We start from the raw sequence: 16,521 nt of genomic DNA on the forward strand, positions 1-16,521 counted from the left end.
AGGCAGGATCCATTGTCGTTCGTTCTGATGCCGAACTATGTTGTTCATACCAGCAGTCTTCTTAGCGAACAGAAGGAGCACGACGAGTCATGAGCGATCAGGTAATCCCATCACAGTGTCCTTTCCATGCAGGTGCGACCGCAGGCGGCGGTACCACGAACCAGGACTGGTGGCCCAACCAGCTGCGTCTTGACCTTCTGCATCAGCATTCCAGCAAATCCAACCCCATGGGCGAAGACTTCAGCTACGCAGAAGCTTTCAACAGCCTCGATCTCAATGCCGTGAAAGCTGATCTGCATGCCCTGATGACTGACTCTCAGGATTGGTGGCCTGCCGACTTCGGTCATTATGGCCCCTTGTTCATCCGCATGGCCTGGCATTCCGCCGGCACCTACCGCACCTTTGACGGTCGCGGCGGCGCACGTCGCGGCCAGCAGCGCTTCGCGCCACTCAACTCTTGGCCCGACAACGTCAGCCTGGACAAGGCTCGCCGTCTGCTGTGGCCGATCAAGCAGAAATATGGTCGTAAGCTGTCCTGGGCCGATTTGTTGATCTTGACCGGCAACGTCGCCCTGGAATCCATGGGCTTCAAGACCTTCGGTTTCGCCGGTGGTCGCGAAGATACCTGGGAGCCCGATCAGGATGTCTATTGGGGCTCCGAGACCACTTGGCTGGGTAGTGACAAGCGCATTTCCGGCGGTGATGATCGTGACTTGGAGAAACCTCTTGGGGCAACCCATATGGGGCTGATCTATGTCAATCCGGAGGGTCCTGAAGGTAACCCGGACCCAGTCACTGCGGCCAAGGACATACGCGAGACCTTCGCCCGCATGGCGATGAATGACGAAGAAACCGTTGCCCTGATTGCCGGTGGCCATACCTTCGGCAAGACACATGGTGCCGCTCCCGATAGCAATGTGGGGGCTGCCCCGGAGTCTGCAGGACTCGAAGAGATGGGACTCGGCTGGGTCAGCAACTTTGGTTCCGGCAGTGGCAGAGATGCCATTACCAGTGGCCTGGAAGTTACCTGGACACAGACCCCCACGCAGTGGAGCCAATACTTCTTCGAAAACCTGTTCAAGTATGAGTGGGAACTGACCAAGAGCCCAGGTGGTGCCTGGCAGTGGCAGGCCAAGGATGCTGATGCCATCGTCCCCGATCCTCAGGATCCCTCCCAGAAGCGCGTCCCGACCATGCTGACGACCGATCTGTCACTGCGCATGGACCCGATCTACGAAAAGATCTCGCGCCACTTCATGGAAAACCCCGAGGAGTTCGCCGACGCCTTTGCTCGCGCATGGTTCAAGCTGACCCACCGCGACATGGGACCGCGCTCACGTTATCTGGGACCGGAAGTCCCTGCTGAAGAAATGATCTGGCAGGACCCTATTCCGGCCGTGAACCACACACTGGTCGATGAGCAGGATGTGGCAGACCTGAAGAGCAAGGTGCTGGCCTCGGGCTTGTCCGTTTCCGAACTGGTGTCCACTGCCTGGGCTTCCGCTTCCACCTTCCGTGGCTCGGACCTGCGTGGAGGTGCCAACGGCGCACGTATCCGCCTGGCGCCACAGAAACACTGGGAAGCCAACCAGCCCGATCAATTGGCCAAGGTGCTGAAAGTCCTTGAAGGCATTCAGGGCGAATTCAATGCCACGCATGCCGGTGGCAAGCAGATCTCCCTGGCTGACCTGATCGTGCTGGCGGGCTGTGCCGGTGTTGAACAAGCAGCGAAAAATGCCGGGCACGACATCCGTGTGCCCTTCTCTCCAGGACGTATGGATGCCTCGGAAGAACAGACCGACACGGAGTCCTTCGAGGTACTGGAACCGCTCTATGATGGCTTCCGTAACTACATCCAAGGTAAATTCGACGCCAAGGGCGAGCAGCTGCTTATCGACAAGGCACAATTGCTGACCCTGACGGCTCCGGAAATGACAGTGCTCATTGGTGGCATGCGCATGCTGGGCACTAATGTCGGAGGCTCTCAGCATGGCGTCTTCACCCAGCGCCCAGGAACGTTGAGCAACGACTTTTTCAAGAACCTGCTCGATATGGGCACCCAGTGGAAGGCGGTATCCGACGACAAGGAATTGTACGAAGGTTTCGATCGCAAGAGCGGCGAGCGGAAGTGGACGGCAACCCGTGTCGACCTGGTCTTTGGTTCCAACTCTCAGCTTCGAGCATTGGCCGAGGTCTATGCCACCGAAGACGCTGAAGCCAAGTTCATCAATGACTTCGTTGCCGCTTGGACCAAGGTCATGAACCTGGACCGCTTCGACCTGGCATGACAGCCTCAACCCGGCTGCATGTGAGAGAAGTGAGAGAAGACAGTAACCACAAAAGACAAGGGCCGCCCATCAGGGCGGCCCTTGCTCATGGACAAACAGTATGCGTTCAGGAAGCCCTTCCCTTACTGGTCCAGCACCACCTTCAGCTCATAATTGTTCGGGCCACTATGGGAACTACCGAACTTCTGACCATAACCCTGGATCTTGTAACGTCCGGGAGCCAGTTGAGTGCGGATTTCCGCATTGCCATTACCCGCCTTGCCGGCACCCTCCGCCACGACCTGGCCTGACTCATCGACCACTTCCAGAACCAGACGGTAGGTATCTTCGTCCCCCCCCGGATAGGTGGAGGTGGTAATCGCCACCTGGCTTGGCTGTGCCACATTAAAGGTCAGGAATTCGCCACGGGCACGAATCTTCACATCCGTAGTGATGCTCTGCACCTGTTCCGGTGCGGCACTGGCGGCCGGGGCCGCTGCCTGGGCATCGGTGGTAGCCGCTTGAGGTGCAGTCTCGGTAGCAGCATTAGAACCGGAAGACGCTACCGCGACACCTGCAGCAGTGCCCGCCGCCACACCACCGGCTACCGCAGTACCAGTGGAAACGCCAGCAGCAGAGGAAGCGGAAGTCCCGGCAGCCGAAGCAGCCGTTCCTGCACTGGTTGCACTCGCGCCCGTAGTCGCGGTACTGCTTGCCGTCGTGCTACCGGCAGTAGCCCCCGCGGCAGTGCCGCTACCCAGGGTAGCAACCGCCCCACCACGCACGAAGGCGTTGGTGTTGCCTTCACGATCAGTGCCCACGAACTGAATGCCATCGCCATCATTGACCGCACCCTTCACCGCGTTGCCCTGGGCATCCAGGCCAGTAATGGCAATGGAGTAACCGTCACCAGCCCTTCCACGTGTACCGAAACGGTTGGCCTGAACCTGCAGCGTGTAGTCACCGGGCTCCAGGGGCTGCTCGAGTTTCAGGCCACCGCTATTACCATTGCCTTCATCACGGGAAATGACCTGTCCCTGAGCATCCATCAGCACCGCTTCAATGCGATAGTTATCGGAATAGCCCGGCGCGATCTTGCTCTCGAAACGATAGACTCCGGCACTCTTGACGGTGAAATCATGTGCATGGGGAGATCCGAAAGTGAAGCTGCGGCTCCGGGCATCATTTTCACCCTGCAAAAACTTCGACAAATCGAATGCTTTCCCCTGCTCGCGGAATCGCTGCTGCATTACGCTGTCATCCTCGGCGAGGGCAACTGCACTAAAGCAGGTGGCACCAAGCGCCAGCAACGCCACAGGAACGGTGAACTTATTCATGGATCCTCACTTGCTTGGCTGGGGTAAACAAAACATGGAACAGAAAAAGCCGACCCCGGAGGATCGGCTTTCGTTTATAGCTTTCCGAAGCTATGAGGTCAAACCCGTCATGACAAAATGAACCAGTGACGAGCTTGCATGCCGCAAGGCTTAGAACAGGTAGGTAACACCCACTGCGTAGCCGTCGCCAGCATTGTTCTCGCGGTCGTACCATGCACCTTCGACCCAGGTGTACATGGCGTCGGAGATGTTGTAGGTCATACCGGCAACGATTTCGTTGCGGCTGTCGTTGTCATCGCATCCGTCGCGGTCACGCACATCGCAGTTGATGGTGCTGACGCGATCAGCGATGCCGGAACCGCCGTAATCGACATACTGGTAGGAACCGTAGATGTCACCCATGCCGTTGCCGTAGCCGTAGCGGGCACCGATGCCGTAGTAGTCGGCATCCAGATACAGGTCGCTATCAGACTCGAAACGCTCGTACTTGACGGCCACTACCAGGGAATCCCACTGGTAGGACATGGACACACCATACTGGTCACCCAGGTCCTGGTCGCTATCTAAGACGTAGTCATCGCCGCCAGTGCTATACGTGCCAGCATCGACGTCATAGATGCCCAAGTCGTCATAGACACCAGCGATGGTGAAGCCACCAACGGTGTACTTCATACCGCCGAAGAAGGAAGCCTGGCCGGAATCAGACAGGTTCTCGCTCTCGGCATCGCCCTTGTACTGGGTACCGATGGCGAACTGGAAGCCACCCCACACCGGAGAGGTGTAAGTCAGCTTGTCGCCTTCCGGATCACCATAGCTTTCCGGGTAATCTACGTCATCATCGTCCGGGAAGCCCTTGAAGGCGTTGGAGTCGGACGGATCGAAGTATTCGTTGTTACCCAGCGGATCCTGAACCCAGTCATCCAGCAGGGAGTCGTATGAACCCAGACGAGCGTCACCGAAGTTGCCCTTCAGACCGAGGTAGGCAGTGTCGCCCTTGTCGCGGCCGGCAATCTTCATCTCGTCAGCACTGAAGTCGTCGAATTCGATCTTGGCGTAGCCGATCAGACCGTTGTAGATCTCGTGCTCGGCAGCAAAGCCAAAGGTAGAACCGTTATCGGCGATCTCATCCTTACGCTCGCCCGTGATATCTTTCTCGGAGAGATACATCAACTGGACGTTGCCGTAGATGTCGAGTTTGGTGCCGTCCTGGTTGTAGACGGTAGCAGCCTGGGCGCCAGCGGCAGCGAAGGCAGCAGCACCAGCGATGGCAGTCGCTAACAGTGTCTTTTTCATTGCTGAGTTCCTTTATGACTAGCTTGCTGTTTCGATCGATGCTGCACTTGGCCGATGGCGGTGATTCCGCTTCATGCCCAGCCAGGGCAGCTTTGGCTTGCCGATCTCGTGTCGGCTCGTTCTGGCCCGAGTCCCTCACGGGAGTCGAGGCGCGAGCCTGACAACGGCGAAGCCTTGTTATAGTCCAATGCTCGCAAGGGCAACCATATACCGGGATTTCCGGGAGCGCAACAAGAAAAAAACACTGTTTTCCTTCATGCAGCTCCTGAACTTGGTACCAAATCCCCGCGAAAACCGAGCTGATGCGGTTTCAGCGATGGCAGCAGCGGCAAACATACGCGAACATCGTTCGTTTACGTCCCCAGCATCCAGAGCAGGCTGGCAGGCCTTCTTCTGAATGCCCAAGCACAATGAGCGCTTACATCATGCCCCGGCTACATGACGCTTTCAAGTCGACAAAGTATGACAATTGTCATTCCATTATCAAAACCAAAATAAGCTGAATCCACACCGATAGGAACGGCTCATTTGATGGCCTCTTTATTGAAGATCATGTTCTTGATTGAAGGTCATGCTTGTGAGGGCAAAGTTCCAGACACCATGTTTTGAGGCTATGACTTTGAGAACTTTGATCTTGAAAACGACGCTTTTGAAAAGCATGCGCTTTGAGGGCTCTGATTTTGAGAGCTCCGTTTTTGAAAACCAGGATGTTGAGAATCATGTTCTTGCGAACCATGCTTTCAGTGGTCGCTTTTCCAGAGATCATTGAAAGCATGGCCTGAGCAGATTTCAGCCGACAAAGGTCAATACCTGACAATGCTGCTGGTTCAACGAGCGTTATGCCGTGCCATCAAGGCATCCAGCTTCAGTTGCATGCGCTGCTCGGGAGACAGATCCTGCTCCGATACATTCTGTGCTGGATCACTGTAGGGCAAGGATTTGGGCGACTTGCTGCTGCCTTGTTTTTGAGCTGATTGCTGGGATGATGACGTCTTGTGGACTCTGGATTCATCCTTGGCATGCTGTCGGGATGCCCCCTGCCCTTTTTCGGGTTGCGCCTGTTGCTTATTCTCAGATTGCGCTTGCTGGGCGGGCTTCTCTCCCCGGCGACGGGAAGCATGGTGGGAAGAGCTGTTCTTGCGACGCTCTGACTGGAGGCGGTCGAGCTTGCGCTTTGCATGCTCGGCAGCCTGAGCATCCACTTTGCCATCCACTGCGCCATCAAGGTCGATGCGATCAGCACCTTCTCGCACGGACTTGAGATAACGCGGCAGGTTCACGTAACAGGCCAGTGCCCTGCGTACCAGTTTCTCCGGCCAGGGCTCGCGCTGTGCCAGATCCTCGTGAATACCAATCTTCAAAGGACGCGTGTGCCCCTTGAAGAACGTCTGGTCGTAACGCTTGTACCATTCTTCAAGCAATGACTGGGGAGATGGAGCCTTGTCGATAGGCAGGTCCGCCTGGCTTCCGGCTTCCTTGTCGCCTTGTTCTTCTGTTGCGCTCTGGACTTCCACCCCACCTGGCGCTTCTCCTTTGCCTTGCGCTTCCATGTCGCTTTGCGCTGCGGCTGAAGAAACTTCAGCACTGCTGGATGGCATGGCGGGTTGGGGAGAGGAAAATGCAGCCTGTACTGGAGACGATACGTCTTCCTGCCGGGATTCCACCTGCGGGGCTTTTTCTCTCTGGTCTTCCAGGCGCGTATCGTCAGCGTGATGACGCGGACGATGCTGCATCAATGCCGCCAGTCCCTGAGCCCGACGCACGGGTGGAGAAAACAGCGGTGTTCCTGACGAAGCAGTTTCAGGGTGCTCTGCCCGCTCACGCAGGCGAGCATTATGAGCTTCGAGTTCACGATTCTGCTCGTCGAGCTCTCTGTTCTCTTCAGCCAGCTCACTGTTTTCCTCGAACAGCGCCTGACGTTGTGCCTGAGTTTCAGCCAGTTCGGCCTCAAGTTCGGCAATCCGTACCGAGACTGCATCCTGACTCTGCCTCAACTCAGCCATCTGAGCCTGGAGAGACACTTGTTGGCGAGACAGTGCGTCACGCTCCAGGACCAGTGCATCACGCTCGACCACCAGCGTATCTCGTCCAGCAGCCAGTGCATCGCGCTCCTGAACCAGGCCATCACGTTCAGCAGTCAATGCATCGCATTCAACGACCAGTGCGTCGCGCTCCTGGGCAAGACCATCACGCTCCGCTTCGAGTCGGGATTGCCGCTTACGCCCTTCACGCAGTCCGTCCAGTAGCGTCGCCGTGCGTTGCTCGAGCGCATCCAACGGGTGCTCTGCGTGTGTCTGGATCACGTCGTCTCCCTCCTGGCTCACTGCCATCTCTTGGCAACCTTATCGCATCAGTCTGTGCCAGGCCGCGCGCCGTGGCAATTGTCGCTACCCTGCGACGTCTATGTCAGTACGTTAACGACTGACTTTCAATGACTTTCTTCTTCTCTTGCCTGCGATCTACTAACGCTTGCCTACTAGCGCTCTTCATTACGCTGATACTGAACGAAACGATAGTTCGGCTGGCCTGCTGTGGGCGAACCGGCATGGCTTTCCACCTCATGCCATACATCGGGCTCGATTTCGGGGAAAGAGGCATCGCCTTCGATGTCCAGCTCCACTTCGGTGATATATAGCCGAGAAGCGATGGACATGGCCTGGGCATAGATCTGAGCCCCTCCCATGATCATGATTTCTTCAGCTCCATCCAGTATGGCCTGATGGTCCGCCAGTTCAATGGCACTGGCCAGATCATGGCAAACCCGCACACCGGGATGCTCGAACGACTCGTCACGCGTTACCACGATATTAAGCCGATTCGGCAACGGTCTGCCAATGGACTCGTAGGTCTTGCGCCCCATGACCAGAGGCTTGGCCTGAGTCATGCGCTTGAAGAACTTGAGATCCTCAGGCAAGTACCATGGCAACTGGTTATCCACACCGATGATACGGTTACGTGACATGGCCGCGATCATGGCCACCGGCACGAAGGTGTCCAGTTCCTTCAAGTCACGGCTCATACTGCCACCTCTGCCTTGATATGCGGATGCGGGTCATAATCCTCGATAGCAATATGCTCGAAACGGAAATCGAACAGGTTGTCGACCGCAGGATCGAGCACCAGGCGCGGAGCTGGACGAGGCTCTCGAGCCAACTGCAGTTCGGCCTGCTGCAAATGGTTCAGGTAGAGATGCGCATCCCCCAGAGTATGTACGAAGTCTCCTGGCTCGAGTCCTGCGACCTGGGCCACCATCATGGTAAGCAGTGCATAACTGGCAATGTTGAACGGCACACCGAGAAAGATATCGGCACTACGTTGATAGAGCTGGCAGGACAGCTTGCCGTTGGCCACGTAGAACTGAAACAGGCAATGACATGGCGGCAAGGCCATTTCATCCACCAGTGCCGGGTTCCAGGCAGAGACAATCAGACGCCGGGACTGGGGGTTGTTTTCCAACTGGTCGAGCAGTTTCTGGATTTGATCCACCTGCCCACCTTTTGGATCCGGCCAACTGCGCCACTGATAGCCATAGACAGGTCCGAGATCGCCATTCTCGTCGGCCCACTCATCCCAGATCCTGACACCATGTTCCTTGAGATAGGCGATATTGGTATCGCCTTTCAGGAACCACAACAGCTCATGGATGATGGAACGCAGATGAAGCTTCTTGGTGGTCAACAGGGGAAACCCCTGTGCCAGGTCAAAGCGCATCTGATGGCCGAAGATCGAGCGAGTGCCAACCCCAGTGCGATCATCACGCTCGACGCCATGCTCCAGCACTTCACGCATCAGATCCAGATATGGCTGCTCCAGCGGGGGCAGCTCGGCTGGGTTGGGGGACGGTGCAGACGGCATAACATCAGACGGCATGGGCCAACTCTCGTTCAGACTCTCGAAAATGGGGCAGGATTCTACCATGCTCCACTCAACATGAATGTGAATGTCCTATCAAACTACCTTGGCATCCACAGGTTTATTGCGCGACCAAAGGATCAGCGCAATACCTGCAACAATCATCGGCAAGCTCAACAGCATTCCCATGGTGACCCAGCCCAGAGCGATGAACCCTAGTTGTGGGTCCGGCTGACGCACGAATTCCACCGAGAAGCGAAATGCGCCATAACAGACCAGGAACAGGCCCGACACCACACCACGACGCCGGGGTGTGGCCGAAACGAACCACAGGATCAGAAACAGGACCAGCCCCTCCAGTACCGCCTCGTACAGTGCCGATGGGTGACGCGGCTGACCATCCGTACCCGGGAACACCATCCCCCAGGGCAGATCCGTCGTCCGCCCCATCAGCTCATGGTTGATGAAGTTGCCGATACGGCCCGCACCTAGCCCCACCGGTACCAGCGGTGCCACGAAGTCCGTCAAGGTGAAGAAGGCCAACCCCTTGCGCCGGGCAAACAACAGCGACGCAATCAGCACACCGATCAGGCCACCATGGAAACTCATGCCGCCGTCCCACACCTTGAAGATCCAAAGAGGGTCGGACAGCCACTGCTCAAGACCATAGAACAGCGCATAACCCAGGCGTCCCCCACCGACGACACCGATGGCAGCGTAGAACAGCAAATCTCCCACATCGTCCCGCTTGAGCCCAATACGTTCTGCCCGACGCGTGCCCAACCACCAGGCAGCAAGGAAGCCGATCACATACATCAGTCCATACCAGTGGACCTTGAACGGGCCAATGGCAATGGCAACGGGGTCGATATTCGGATAAGCGAGCATATAAAACGTTTCCCTGAATCAATCAGTTCTAGACCAAGAACCCCAGCCCCACCACTGTAAGCAGAACGGCAAAGGAAAGCTTGAGCACTCGTGAAGGCAGCCGGTGAGCGAGCATCACTCCGACCCGAGCACTGGGCACACTGGTCACGACGATGCCAATGAAGGCAGGCAACATGACAAAGCCTATCGCCCCCGGCGGCAATTGCGCATTGCCCCAGCCGGTAATGATGAAGGTCACAGCTCCAACCACCGCAATAGGAAGCCCGCAGGCAGAAGAAGTTCCCACAGCCTGGGTCATGCTGGCACCGCAACGCAGCAACCAGGGGACATTCAGCGTTCCGCCGCCGATACCGAACAATGCCGATACACTACCGATCACCACCCCGGCAGTGATCATTTTCGGTGAGCTGGGTGAAGTGCGGTTGGCCGGTGTGGCACGACCAAGCACCAGGCGCAGCGCTACCAACAGAAGGAAGATGCCGAACAGCATGCCCAGCCGCCCACCGGACAGTGCTCCAGCAACGAACACACCAAGGACGGCACCGATGACCAGGCCTGGCAGCAAGGCCATCAGCCAGTCACGGCGCACACTTCCACGACGCACATGGCCCCAGGTCGATGAAATCCCGGTAATGCTGATGGTCGCCAGGGAAGTGCCCACTGCCAGATGCATGGCGACGTCAGGAGACACTTGTTGAACGGCAAAGACGGCCATCAAGCTGGGGACAATGACCATCCCTCCGCCTATGCCATAAAGCCCGGCCAGAATGCCGCCAGCGATACCCACCCCAAAATAGCTGAGCCACATTTCAATCATCAGTGCTCTCCAGGCTGGGGACCAGAGTCCGGAAGCCAGGTATCAAGGGTTTCAAGCAACTCCTGGGGCTTGTAGGGCTTGGCCAGGAAGTCATCCATGCCTGCCTGGCGAAAACGCGTTTGATCCAGCTCACCAACGTTTGCCGTCAAGGCTATGACGACCGCACGCTCACGCTGGGGGGTGGCTGCTTCCATGGCTCTGAGTCGTCGACATATCTCCACCCCATCGATATCGGGCAGCACGATATCCATCAGAATCAGGTCCACGCTGTGCGCTTCCAGTTGATCAAGGGCTTGCTGTCCGGAGGTGGCCGTCAGTACATCGAACCCTTCCCGTTCGAGTACTTGGCGAGCCAGCATAAGGTTGACCGGGCCATCATCGACAATCAGCACGCGTGGACCTGCGACACGGAAGCCGGCCTTGCCTGGTTCACGGTCATCCAGATTTTCCACCAACAGAAGAATTTCCGACAGACGACGATAAAGTGCCTCACGCTCAACATCGGCACTATCATCCCCGGCCCTGGTGTCCATAGTGTTGGAGTCGATAGTTCTGGAGTCGATAGTTCTGGAGTCGATAGTCCTGGCATCACTTGCCTTGGAGCCAGCCGGTGTTGCTCGCTCGTTAACTGCTCCGCGCCGCTCGATCAGAGTACGATTTTCCAGCATCTCGATGATGACAGACAGGGACTTGGATACATGCGCCAGATAGCCGGACTTGAGGCGAGATTCATCACGGGCGCGGATCAGAGCAGAAGCCAGGCGGTCGTTCTCCTTGCCCAGCTTCAACAGTTCCTCACCGGGTGACAAGGCACCTTCCACAGGAGGGGCAGGCTTCTCTTCAGCTGACAAGGACAGAGACTCTACCGCATCCAGTAATTGCTGGACCCGCTCGGCACTGAGCTGATCTTCCCCGCCAGGAGCCTCCACCCCTGCTTGTTCCAGGCGCTGTTCCAGTTGCGTGGCGACTCGTACCAGCAAGCTGTCGTCATCACGCTGGACACGACGCAAGCGGTGCTTGAGCAACATCAGAAAGACGGCAACATTAAGGGTAGAGCCGCAAAGCAGCCCCAGCACCAGCCATAGCGTAGTGCTCCAGCTCGCGGTCTCCGGCATCAGCCAGCGCAGACTCCCCCCTAATACCAGCACCAGAGCGAGCAGCACCAATTGCGCTACCCCTACAGGCCACAGTATGGGAATAACCAGCCTACGCCAGAGGCGATCCCTGCATGCATTGGCCGACATGTTCAGTCCTGTTGAACGTATGAGCGATGAGGAACGTGAGTGCGATGAGTGTACGTTGCATTAAGTAAACTGTCATGGTCATGAAATTCCCGGGGCACAAAATTCCTTGGGCGAAAAATGCGGAGTACTCTGGCCCGATGTGTCTAATCGCCTTTCAATACGACCCAGCCAGTACCATGCCACTGGTACTTGTCGCCAATCGGGATGAGTACCATCAACGTCCGACGCTGCCCCTGGCAGAGTGGCCGGACGCACCAGGACTCTTCGCTGGCCGCGACCTGCAGGCTGGCGGCACTTGGCTGGCCGTACATCGAAATGGACGGATAGCCGCCATCACCAATGTGCGTGCCCCTGGAATGGAAGCTCCTGCCCAAGCGCCAAGTCGTGGCCATCTGGTGCGTGCCGCTCTCGAGGCCCCGGACCTGGAAGCCTGGCTGCGTCAGGCACGAGACGAAGCACAAGCTTATGCCGGCTTCAATCTTCTGGTGGGCTCCCCCTCCGGGCTCTGGCACCTGACACGCAATCATCGGGAAGTATGCCTGTCAGCGGTCACGCCAGGCATCCACGGATTGTCCAATGCCAGTCTCGACACCCCCTGGCCCAAGGTGAGACATGCCACTCAGGCATTGGCTCAGGATCTCGCGCAGGCAGAGACATCCCTTCCCATGGCGACCAAGGCCTTTCTCGATCCCCTCCAGGCCGAGGATAACGAATTACCCGATACAGGCATCAGCCTGGACAAGGAACGCTTTCTATCATCGTCCTTTATCGTCAGTGAAGAATATGGCACGCGAGCGATGACCCGCCTGATACTCCACCGCACACACCACCAAGCTTGGTTCAACCTGCATGAAAAGGCCTTCGCCAGCGACGGTCGTATCGTCAGGGAAACACAACGCCAAGTCATGATCGATAACGCCCACTGGCATGCCAAGCTCGTAGCTCGTAGCTCGTAGCTCGTAGCTCGTAGCTCGTAGCTCGTAGCTCGTAGCTCGTGAACAGTATCAATCTCTCGGCGGAAGCAGGTGCGCCAGTTTCCAGCCTTTCAAGCGCATATTGAGGTGATGACGAACCTCTTTGGGAGAATCCAGTGCCAGGGTTTCCGTCAACAGTTCTGTCGCCGCCTTGGCAGACACTCGACGAATGGCAGCCCGTACACGAGGGAGACTTGGGACATTCATCGACAAGGTCTGGAAACCCATTCCCATCAGCAACAAGGCGCCAGCCGGATCTCCTGCCAGCTCACCGCAAACAGAGGTCGGCACCCCCAGGCGTTGGGACTCTGTCGCCAAGCGATACAAGGCCAGCAACACTGCCGGGTGGCAAGAATCGTACAGTTCCGCCACACGAGGATTGTTGCGATCCACGGCCAGTAGATATTGCGTCAAGTCATTGCTGCCTACCGAGAAGAAATCGACTCTCCGTGACAGCGCCTCAAGCTGATACAGCGTAGCGGGTACTTCGATCATCACCCCGATGAGCGGCCTGGAGACATCCAGACCTTCCTCGCCCAACTCGTCAATGGCCCGGTCGATCAGCCGCAGAGCATCATCTACCTCTTCGACATTGCTCACCATGGGCAACAGAATCTGTAGATTATCCAGCCCCAGAGAAGCCCGCAGCATGGCTCTGACCTGCACCATCAACACCTCTGGATGGTCAAGGGTCACGCGGATACCCCGCCAGCCAAGAAAAGGGTTGGCCTCTTCGATGGGGAAGTACGGCAGGTCTTTATCCCCACCAATATCCAGCGTTCGCATCACGACCGGCAACGGAGCAAAACTCTCGAGCTGTTCCCGGTACATGCGCATCTGTTCCTGCTCGCCCGGAAAACGCTCCGTGATCATGAAAGGCACTTCAGTGCGATACAGCCCCACCCCTCCAATGCGAGACTTCAGTGAGGCACCGGTATCCACAGCCAGGCCTGTATTCACCATCAATGTCATGGAGTGATTGTCGGGAGTGACACTCGGCAGATCCTGTTCATTCTCAAGCAATGCACTCAAGGCACGCTCTTCATTGATCTGGCTCTGGTAGTGGCTGATCAGTTCCGGGGCGGGACGCACAAACAAGCGCCCACGGTGCCCATCCACGATCAGCTTTGCTCCCCCAAGGCGTGGCAATGGTAGATCAACCATGCCGGAAACAAGGGGGATCCCCATCGCTCGAGCAATGATGGCAACATGGGAGTTGCTTGACCCCCGCACCGATACCAGGCCACCAAGACGCTCCCTGGGCACTTCGCCAAGCAGAGCGACGCTGATCTCATCGCCGATCAGCACAGTACCATGGGGATATTCATCTGGCGTGCGCGGGGACTCCTCCTGCAGATGCGCCAGCACTCGGCGCCCGAGATCACGAACATCCGCAGCCCGTTCCCGCAGGTAGTCGTCATCGACTCGCTCCAGATACTGCACATGTCGGCGCACCACATCGGCCAACGCTCCCGGTGCCCATTGACCTTCACGGATGCGTTTTTCCACTTCCTGAGACAACGCCGCCTCACCCAGCATCTGCTGGTATACCTCGAACAGCGCCAGTTCCTGTGCGGAAATCCGGTTAGCCAGGCGCTCGCCCGCAGCACGGATATCTTCCTTGACCTGGCCTATGGCCTCCTTGAGCCGGGCAATCTCGTATTCCACATCGGAGGGAACCAGATCTGGCACGCTGTCCAGGTCTGCCGGTGGCGCCAACACCACCGCCTCGCCGATCGCCATACCCGGGGATGCTGCTACCCCTATGAAAGTTGCCTGACCGTCGGGGCGTGCCAGCTGGCTCAGGCTTCCAGTGGCTATCGCATGAGCCAGTACACCGGCCAGCTGTGCCGCCATGGTCACAAGGAAGGCTTCTTCTTCCTCGTCATAGCGACGCCGCTCGGCCTGCTGCACGACCAGTACCCCCAGCATGCGGCGCTGGTGAATGATCGGAACACCAAGAAAACTGCTGTAACGCTCTTCTCCGGTGGCTTCGAAGTAGCGAAAGTTGGGATGCGACTGAGCATCTTCCAGGTTGAGAGGCTCCTCCCGCCTGGCCACAGTCCCCACCAGCCCTTCACCAATAGGTAGAGCGACATGTCCCACGGCCTGCGTACGCAGGCCGATAGTTTCCATCAGCACCAGAGCTTTCTGGTCGGCGTCATACAGGTAAAAGGAACACACATCCGCGCGCATGGCCTTGCGGATACGCCGCACCATGGTGGCCAACGCTGCATCAAGACTACGCGCGCCATTGACTTCCTGAATGATTCTACGAAGGATCTCGAGCATGGTCGGAAGCCTTATTGTTTAACTACCCCTGTCAACCATTCTCCAGCGCCAGACTTTGAGCGCGGGGTAATAGCTCACGAAGTGCACGGCGGTACACTTCCCGCTTGAACGGCACCACCTGCCCCAGCGGATACCAATAGCTGACCCAACGCCAACCATCGAATTCCGGTTTCGGTGTGCCATCTACACATATGCGGCCTTCCTGGCACCGCATGCGCAATAAAAACCATTTCTGCTTCTGTCCGATACACACCGGACGTGAGTGTGTCCGTACCATGCGTCGCGGCAAGCGATAGCGCAGCCAACCCCGTGTACAGGCAAGAATCTCTACATCATCGGCTGTCAAACCGATTTCTTCTTCAAGTTCTCTGAACAACGCCTGTTGAGGTGTCTCATCCGACTTGATGCCTCCCTGAGGAAACTGCCACGCATTCTGCCCTACCCGACGCGCCCAAAGCAGCTGCCCATGGTCGTTGACAATGATAATGCCAACGTTGGGGCGAAAGCCGTCTACGTCGATCACGGGCTTCACCTTTGAAGTCAGTATTAGGCTCATTCTTCCACAAGGGCTTCGAGCGCATCAATATGGCCTTGGTTCTACGCTTCTATTTCTGACCATTCTTTTCTGGCCAAACTTGCCAGTCAGGCTTTCTCCACTGGCTATCGAACCTCGACAAGGCATCTGCGATAATCTTGGCCCTTTGTTGCTCCCGCGACTGGCTTTCTCGACACTGTCAGCAGTGATGCTGCCGGAGGATGTTCGACAAACCCAGGCCTCATCGACAACGTCAAAAACGTGTCAGTAAACACTTGTTCACAGAAGCAAGGATGGGAGCGACCTTCTTTTCAGCACGAGGACACAACGTGAGCTTGGCCATTTTCGATCTGGACAACACCCTTCTCTCTATTGACAGCGATCATGCCTGGGGAGAGTTCCTGCTGGAACAAGGCGCCGTGGACCCGGTGGCCTACCGTGAGGCCAACGATCGCTTCAAGGCTGACTATGATGCCGGGTGTCTGGACATGATGGCATTTCTCGAAGTCGCGCTGAAACCATTGGCAGATAACTCCATGGAACAGCTGGCTGCCTGGCACCAGCAATTCATGATCAGCAAGATTGAGCCCAGTATCCTTCCCCGGGCGGAAGACCTGATCGCACGTCACCGCTCGCGTGGCGATACGTTGTTGATCATCACCGCAACCAACCGGTTCATTACCGCTCCCATTGCTGCACGCCTGGGTATCAACGAACTGATTGCTGTGGAACCGGAGATCATGCACGGACGCTACACCGGCAAGGTCAGCGGTACTCCGAGCTTCCAGCAAGGCAAGGTGACACGCCTGAATGAATGGCTGGAAGATCGCGACGACACTCTTGATGGTGCCTGGTTCTATAGTGACTCTCATAACGATCTCCCACTGCTGGAGCTGGTCGAGCACCCAGTGGCCGTGGACCCAGACATGAAACTGCGTGAAGTGGCCGAACAGCGCAGTTGGAAGATCATTTCCCTACGAGACTGATACCGGCGTCGAGGCGCTTCGCAAGAAACGGCCTAC

At 57.1% G+C, this 16,521-nt stretch carries 13 protein-coding genes; 3 read left to right on the plus strand and 10 right to left on the minus strand.

The window, feature by feature from the left end:
* The first annotated feature begins 89 nt into the window (after positions 1 to 89).
* Complete coding sequence (katG, locus tag Q1K07_RS00565; RefSeq protein ID WP_300306189.1) at positions 90 to 2,288, plus strand: catalase/peroxidase HPI; 2,199 nt, start codon at positions 90 to 92, stop codon at positions 2,286 to 2,288.
* A 122-nt stretch (positions 2,289 to 2,410) separates the two neighbouring features.
* On the opposite strand, the gene Q1K07_RS00570 is transcribed toward katG, so the two are convergent.
* From Q1K07_RS00570 to Q1K07_RS00605, 8 genes are all read right to left on the minus strand, one after another.
* Positions 2,411 to 3,604, minus strand: coding sequence for a hypothetical protein (locus Q1K07_RS00570; RefSeq protein ID WP_300306192.1), 1,194 nt, complete (start codon positions 3,602 to 3,604; stop codon positions 2,411 to 2,413).
* Between the two features lie 150 nt (positions 3,605 to 3,754).
* On the minus strand, positions 3,755 to 4,897 hold the full coding sequence (locus tag Q1K07_RS00575; protein ID WP_300306194.1) for a porin: 1,143 nt from the start codon (positions 4,895 to 4,897) through the stop codon (positions 3,755 to 3,757).
* 827 nt (positions 4,898 to 5,724) lie between these two features.
* Positions 5,725 to 7,200 carry a ProQ/FINO family protein gene (locus Q1K07_RS00580; RefSeq protein WP_300306196.1) on the minus strand — a complete coding sequence of 492 codons (1,476 nt, stop codon included), beginning with the start codon at positions 7,198 to 7,200 and terminating at the stop codon, positions 5,725 to 5,727.
* A gap of 173 nt (positions 7,201 to 7,373) precedes the next feature.
* A complete protein-coding gene (locus tag Q1K07_RS00585; RefSeq protein WP_300306199.1) occupies positions 7,374 to 7,916 on the minus strand; it encodes a dihydrofolate reductase in 543 nt (180 codons plus the stop codon).
* Complete coding sequence (locus Q1K07_RS00590; RefSeq protein ID WP_300306202.1) at positions 7,913 to 8,767, minus strand: thymidylate synthase; 855 nt, start codon at positions 8,765 to 8,767, stop codon at positions 7,913 to 7,915. Before Q1K07_RS00590 ends, Q1K07_RS00585 begins: the two co-directional genes overlap by 4 nt.
* A 78-nt stretch (positions 8,768 to 8,845) precedes the next feature.
* Positions 8,846 to 9,637: a prolipoprotein diacylglyceryl transferase gene (lgt, locus tag Q1K07_RS00595; protein ID WP_300306204.1), complete on the minus strand. Its 792-nt coding sequence runs from the start codon at positions 9,635 to 9,637 to the stop codon at positions 8,846 to 8,848.
* 28 nt (positions 9,638 to 9,665) lie between these two features.
* Positions 9,666 to 10,454 (minus strand): sulfite exporter TauE/SafE family protein, encoded by a 789-nt coding sequence (locus Q1K07_RS00600; RefSeq protein ID WP_300306207.1) that lies wholly within the window; start codon positions 10,452 to 10,454, stop codon positions 9,666 to 9,668.
* The gene (locus Q1K07_RS00605; protein ID WP_300306209.1) at positions 10,454 to 11,698 is read right to left on the minus strand and encodes a response regulator; all 1,245 of its coding nucleotides are present in this window, start codon (positions 11,696 to 11,698) and stop codon (positions 10,454 to 10,456) included. Before Q1K07_RS00605 ends, Q1K07_RS00600 begins: the two co-directional genes overlap by 1 nt.
* Before the next feature lie 137 nt (positions 11,699 to 11,835).
* Here Q1K07_RS00605 and Q1K07_RS00610 point away from each other — a divergent pair, with 137 nt between their 5' ends.
* Positions 11,836 to 12,654 (plus strand): NRDE family protein, encoded by an 819-nt coding sequence (locus Q1K07_RS00610; protein WP_300306212.1) that lies wholly within the window; start codon positions 11,836 to 11,838, stop codon positions 12,652 to 12,654.
* Positions 12,655 to 12,702: 48 nt separating this feature from the next.
* On the opposite strand, the gene ptsP is transcribed toward Q1K07_RS00610, so the two are convergent.
* Positions 12,703 to 14,964 carry a phosphoenolpyruvate--protein phosphotransferase gene (ptsP, locus tag Q1K07_RS00615; RefSeq protein ID WP_300306215.1) on the minus strand — a complete coding sequence of 754 codons (2,262 nt, stop codon included), beginning with the start codon at positions 14,962 to 14,964 and terminating at the stop codon, positions 12,703 to 12,705.
* A gap of 31 nt (positions 14,965 to 14,995) precedes the next feature.
* The gene (locus tag Q1K07_RS00620) at positions 14,996 to 15,487 is read right to left on the minus strand and encodes an RNA pyrophosphohydrolase (RefSeq protein WP_149283867.1); all 492 of its coding nucleotides are present in this window, start codon (positions 15,485 to 15,487) and stop codon (positions 14,996 to 14,998) included.
* 341 nt (positions 15,488 to 15,828) lie between these two features.
* Between Q1K07_RS00620 and Q1K07_RS00625 the strand changes: the two genes are divergently transcribed.
* A complete protein-coding gene (locus Q1K07_RS00625; protein WP_300306219.1) occupies positions 15,829 to 16,485 on the plus strand; it encodes an HAD family phosphatase in 657 nt (218 codons plus the stop codon).
* Positions 16,486 to 16,521 lie beyond the last annotated feature (36 nt).

Source organism: Halomonas sp. (assembly GCF_029263665.1).
Taxonomy (GTDB): Bacteria; Pseudomonadota; Gammaproteobacteria; order Pseudomonadales; family Halomonadaceae; genus Halomonas.

What these genes read in the sequence shown, in the direction of transcription:
- katG (WP_300306189.1), top strand. Translation starts at nt 90, where the DNA reads ATGAGCGATCAGGTAATCCCATCACAGTGTCCTTTCCATGCAGGTGCG.
- ptsP (WP_300306215.1), bottom strand. Translation starts at nt 14,964, where the DNA reads ATGCTCGAGATCCTTCGTAGAATCATTCAGGAAGTCAATGGCGCGCGT.
- Q1K07_RS00590 (WP_300306202.1), bottom strand. Translation starts at nt 8,767, where the DNA reads ATGCCGTCTGATGTTATGCCGTCTGCACCGTCCCCCAACCCAGCCGAG.
- Q1K07_RS00605 (WP_300306209.1), bottom strand. Translation starts at nt 11,698, where the DNA reads ATGTCGGCCAATGCATGCAGGGATCGCCTCTGGCGTAGGCTGGTTATT.
- Q1K07_RS00575 (WP_300306194.1), bottom strand. Translation starts at nt 4,897, where the DNA reads ATGAAAAAGACACTGTTAGCGACTGCCATCGCTGGTGCTGCTGCCTTC.
- Q1K07_RS00570 (WP_300306192.1), bottom strand. Translation starts at nt 3,604, where the DNA reads ATGAATAAGTTCACCGTTCCTGTGGCGTTGCTGGCGCTTGGTGCCACC.
- lgt (WP_300306204.1), bottom strand. Translation starts at nt 9,637, where the DNA reads ATGCTCGCTTATCCGAATATCGACCCCGTTGCCATTGCCATTGGCCCG.
- Q1K07_RS00585 (WP_300306199.1), bottom strand. Translation starts at nt 7,916, where the DNA reads ATGAGCCGTGACTTGAAGGAACTGGACACCTTCGTGCCGGTGGCCATG.
- Q1K07_RS00610 (WP_300306212.1), top strand. Translation starts at nt 11,836, where the DNA reads ATGTGTCTAATCGCCTTTCAATACGACCCAGCCAGTACCATGCCACTG.
- Q1K07_RS00600 (WP_300306207.1), bottom strand. Translation starts at nt 10,454, where the DNA reads ATGATTGAAATGTGGCTCAGCTATTTTGGGGTGGGTATCGCTGGCGGC.